Annotated in this window: 4 protein-coding genes; 3 read left to right on the top strand and 1 reads right to left on the bottom strand. The window is 73.7% G+C overall.

The window, feature by feature from the left end; translation table 11 throughout:
* Window positions 1-30 precede the first annotated feature (30 nt).
* Window positions 31-279 carry a hypothetical protein gene (locus AN218_RS30885; protein WP_070020338.1) on the top strand — a complete coding sequence of 83 codons (249 nt, stop codon included), beginning with the start codon at window positions 31-33 and terminating at the stop codon, window positions 277-279.
* Window positions 280-443: 164 nt separating this feature from the next.
* Here AN218_RS30885 and AN218_RS30890 read toward each other — a convergent pair whose 3' ends face one another.
* The gene (locus tag AN218_RS30890; protein WP_070020339.1) at window positions 444-1,610 is read right to left on the bottom strand and encodes a cystathionine gamma-synthase; all 1,167 of its coding nucleotides are present in this window, start codon (window positions 1,608-1,610) and stop codon (window positions 444-446) included.
* Window positions 1,611-1,732: 122 nt separating this feature from the next.
* On the opposite strand from AN218_RS30890, the gene AN218_RS30895 reads away from it, so the two are divergent.
* Window positions 1,733-2,902, top strand: a complete 1,170-nt coding sequence (locus AN218_RS30895) for a hypothetical protein (protein ID WP_070020340.1) — start codon at window positions 1,733-1,735, stop codon at window positions 2,900-2,902.
* A gap of 118 nt (window positions 2,903-3,020) precedes the next feature.
* A partial coding sequence (locus AN218_RS30900) for a thioredoxin domain-containing protein (RefSeq protein ID WP_070020341.1) occupies window positions 3,021-4,831 on the top strand: 1,811 nt, incomplete at its 3' end.

The following is a 4,831-nucleotide window of genomic DNA, read 5'->3' on the forward strand; positions in this document are numbered from 1 at the left end:
GGGGCAGACCCAGGAAGAAGGTAGAGCCGCATGAGGCTGCCCGACCGCAAGGAGACCGAGGTGCGCGGACTGCTGGAGTCCGTACCGCTCGCGCCCGTGCCTCCCGATCTGGCGCTCCGAGCGCTGCTGCGCGGACTGCGCATCGCGCGGCGGCGGCGTACCGCGGCGCTGCTGCTGTGGCTCGTCTTCACGTTCGCGCTCGCGTTCGCGGTGTGGGCGGCCGTGGCGCAGCCGTGGGCGGCGCAGCCGGTGCAGACGACGACGCCGACGGGCTGGTGAACAGGCGGGCGGGAGCGTCCAGTTCCGCCCGTTCCCGCTCGTACGGAACCCCGCACGGCCCCGCACAGTTCCGTACAGCTCCGTAGAGAGAGGGGACGGGGCGCGACCCGCTCGGCCCGCGCCCCGTCCCGTTCGTCCCGTCCGTTCCGTCCCCGGATCCGGCCCTAGTCCAGCGCCTGCCGCAGATCCGCCAGCAGGTCCTCCGCCGACTCGATGCCGACCGACAGCCGCACCAAATCCGCCGGGACCTCCAGCGCCGAGCCCGCGGCCGACGCGTGCGTCATGCGTGCCGGGTGCTCGATCAGCGACTCCACGCCGCCCAGCGACTCCCCGAGCGTGAACAGCCGGCTGCGGTCGCACACCCGTACCGCCGCCTCCTCGCCGCCGGCCGCGCGGAAGGAGACCATCCCGCCGAAGGCGCGCATCTGCTTGGCGGCCGTCTCGTGCCCGGGGTGCGAGGGCAGCCCCGGGTAGTAGACCTGAGAGACCCCCGGGTGGGCTTCCAGCATCTCGGCCACGCGGGAGGCGTTCGCGCTGTGCCGCTCCATCCGTACGGCCAGGGTCTTCGTGCCGCGCATGACCAGCCACGAGTCGAACGGACCGGCCACACCGCCCATCGCGTTCTGGTGGAAGGCGATCTCCGCGGCCAGCTCCGCCTCGTCCAGGACGAGGGCGCCGCCCACGACGTCCGAGTGGCCGCCCATGTACTTCGTCGTCGAGTGCACGACGATGTCCGCGCCCAGGGCGAGCGGCTGCTGGAGATAGGGGCTGGCGAAGGTGTTGTCCACCACCAGCCGCGCGCCCGCGCCGTGTGCGACCTCCGCGAGCGCGGCGATGTCGCTGATGCCCAGCAGCGGGTTGGACGGGGTCTCCACCCACACCGCCTTCGTACGGTCGCGCAGCGCGGCCCGTACCGCCGACGGGTCGGAGGTGTCCGCCACCGACCACTCCACGCCCCAGCGTTCGGCGACCCGGGCGAAGAGGCGGAACGTGCCGCCGTAGGCGTCGTTCGGGATCACCACGTGGTCGCCGGGCACGAGCAGGGTCCGCAGCAGGCAGTCCTCGGCGGCCATGCCCGAGGCGAACGCGAAGGCGTTGCGTCCGCCCTCCAGGGCGGCGAGGTTCTGCTCGAGGGCGGTACGGGTGGGGTTGGCGGAACGGCTGTACTCGTAGCCGCCGCGCAGGCCGCCCACGCCGTCCTGCTTGTACGTGGAGACCTGGTAGATCGGTGGTACGACCGCGCCCGTCGCCGGGTCGGCGGTCTGCCCCGCGTGGATCGCGAGGGTCTCGAAGCTCTGGGGCGTGTGCCCGCTGTCGCGCTGGTCGCTCATGGGGCGAGGGTAATGCGCCGTACGGTGTAGTCAGAGCGGCTCGGTCGAACCGCTCACCCTGGTCACATTCGTCACGTCCCGCACCGCCCGCCGCACGCGTTACCCACGGGGAGACAGCAGTCATGGAAGCCCTGCTCGTGCTGATCGCACTGACCGCCATCTTCGGTGTCCTGATCGCGCCCGCGATGCGCCGTCGGCGTCAGCGCCTCCAGGGGGTGCAGGCCGTCGCCCGCGCCGTCGACCCGGGCGCGGGTTACGGATTCGTACCGACCGAGCAGCTCGACGTCCGACTCCCGGGCCCCGACCCCGAGTTCACCGAGGCGCTGGAGGAGACCCAGCAGACGCAGGACTGGCAGCCCGTGGCGCGGCTGCTCGCCCTGACCGACGAGTGGGAGCTGCGCTGGCAGCGCGTCCAGTCGCTGGCGGGCGCGGCGGCGATGGAGCTGGCGAACGCGCGGGCCCTCGGTGCCCCGGAGTCCCCGGCCGCGGGCAAGGACGGGGCGGGCGGCGGCGTCTCCTTCAGCAAGGAGCCGGGCCTGCGCGACGCCCGGTGGCTGCGGGAGTGGCGCGTGCAGCAGCCCGGCGACCCCGGCGGTGCGCAGGTGTACGCGCAGTTCCTGGTCTGGCAGGCGCTCGCCGACCCCTCCTCGGCGGACCACCGCATCATCCTGGAGGAGGCCCGTACGGTCTGCGAGGACGCCGTACGGCTCGCACCCGACGACCCCACGCCGCACATCACCGAGCTGTTCGTCGCACGCCATCTCTCCTACCGCCGGGCCGACTTCGAGGAGCTGTGGGCGACGATGCGGCGCAAGGCGCCGCACCACATGGGGGCGCATCTGGCCGCCCTGCCGTACTGGTCGGAGAAGGGCTGCGGCTCGCGCACCGACGCCGACGCCTTCGCCCAGACCGCCGCCGCGCACGCCCCCGAGGGGACGCTGCTGCCGGCGCTCCCGCTCTTCGCGGTCTACGCACATCTGCCGGACGTGAACGTGGTGCGCGGGCTCTACCAGAGCGCGGAGGTGGAGAAGGCCGTCGAGGCGGCCGAGTACGCCGTGGACCAGGTCGAGGCGGACCATCCCGTACGTCCGCACGTCCTGCACCTGCTCGTCTGCTTCCTCGTACGGGCGGAGCGCTACGGCGAGGCGATGGACGCCCTGCGCGTCGTCGACGGCTACGTCGGCGCGATGCCGTGGGCGGACTCGGGCGACCCGGCGAGCCACTACGCCGCGTACCGCGCGCTGGCGGTCTCGGGGTGGGAAGCGACGGGGGGCGCTCGGGCGCAGCTCTAGCGCCCGGACGTCCGGCAAGCGTCCGTCCGGTTCGCGTCCGTCCGTCCGCGCGCACGCGCCGGTACGCGCGGACGGAGGCGTGGCCGTCGCCCGGGAGCGCGTCAGGCAGGATGGGGAGATGGCGAACCGACTCGCGGACGAGACGAGCCCCTATCTCCTCCAGCACGCGGGGAACCCGGTGGACTGGTGGCCCTGGTCGGAGGCCGCCTTCGAGGAGGCGCGCAGGCGCGGGGTGCCGGTGCTGCTCAGCGTCGGGTACGCGAGCTGCCACTGGTGCCATGTCATGGCGCACGAGAGCTTCGAGGACGAGGAGACCGCCGAGCTTCTCAACTCCCGCTTCGTCGCGGTGAAGGTCGACCGCGAGGAGCGTCCCGACGTCGACGCCGTCTACATGGAGGCCGTGCAGGCCGCCACCGGGCAGGGCGGCTGGCCGATGACCGTCTTCCTGACGCCCGCCGCCGAGCCGTTCTACTTCGGCACGTACTTCCCGCCCGCTCCGCGCCACGGCATGCCCTCCTTCCGGCAGGTGCTGGAGGGCGTCGCCACCGCGTGGTCGGACCGGCGCGAGGAGGTCGCCGACGTCGCGGGCCGGATCGTACGGGACCTCAGCGCCCGCGGGATCCGCTACGAGCAGCCGCAGCCGCCGGGTCCGGAGGAGCTGGCCTCGGCGCTGCTGGAGCTGACGCGTGAATTCGACGCGGAGCGGGGCGGGTTCGGGGGTGCGCCGAAGTTCCCGCCGTCCATGGCGCTGGAGTTCCTGCTGCGGCACCACGCCCGTACGGGGTCGGACGGCGCGCTGGAGATGGTGCGCGGCACCTGCGGGGCGATGGCGCGCGGCGGGCTCTACGACCAGCTCGGCGGCGGGTTCGCGCGCTACTCCGTGGACGCGGGGTGGGTCGTGCCGCACTTCGAGAAGATGCTCTACGACAACGCCCTGCTCTGCCGCGTCTACGCGCACGTCTGGCGGAGCACCGGCGCGGAGACGGCCCGGCGGGTCGCCCTGGAGACGGCGGACTTCATGGTGCGCGAACTGGGCACGCCCCAGGGCGGGTTCGCCTCCGCGCTCGACGCCGACAGCGACGACGGCAGCGGACGGCACCGCGAGGGCGCCTACTACGTGTGGACTCCCGCGGAACTGACCGAGGTCCTCGGCGAGGACGACGGGCGGTGGGCCGCCGAGCGCTTCCGTGTCACGGACGAGGGCACCTTCGAGGAGGGCGCGTCGGTCCTCCAGCTCCCTGATCGGGCGGACGGCGACGAGGAGTTGGGAGACGCAGGCGGGGACGGCGACCGTGGGGCTGACGCCGCCCGTCTCGCCTCCGTACGGGAGCGGCTGCTGCGCGCCCGTGAGCAGCGGCCGCGTCCCGCCCGTGACGACAAGGTCGTCGCCGCCTGGAACGGACTCGCGATCGCCGCCCTCGCCGAGACGGGCGCCTACTTCGACCGTCCCGACCTGGTGGAGGCGGCCTCCGCCGCGGCCGGGCTGCTGACGCGGCTGCATATGAACGACGGCGGCCGGCTGGTCCGCACCTCGCGCGACGGCACGGCCGGTACGAGCGCGGGCGTGCTGGAGGACTACGCGGACGTCGCCGAGGGCCTGCTCGGCCTCTACTCCGTGACGGGCGAGGCGAGTTGGCTCGCACGCGCCGGCGTACTGCTGGAGACCGTGCTGCTCCACTTCACCGACTCCGACGGCACCCTCTACGACACCGCCGACGACGCGGAGGCGCTCATCCGCCGCCCGCAGGACCCCACCGACAGTTCGACGCCGTCCGGCTGGACGGCCGCCGCGCACGCGCTGCTCTCGTACGCCGCCTACACCGGCAGCTCCCGGCACCGCGACGCCGCCGAACGCGCCCTCGGCATCGTGCGGGCGCTCGCGCCGCGCGCCCCGCGCTTCATCGGCTGGGGCCTCGCCGCGGCGGAGGC

The organism is Streptomyces nanshensis, assembly GCF_001751255.1.
GTDB classification, from domain to species: Bacteria; Actinomycetota; Actinomycetes; order Streptomycetales; family Streptomycetaceae; genus Streptomyces; species Streptomyces nanshensis_A.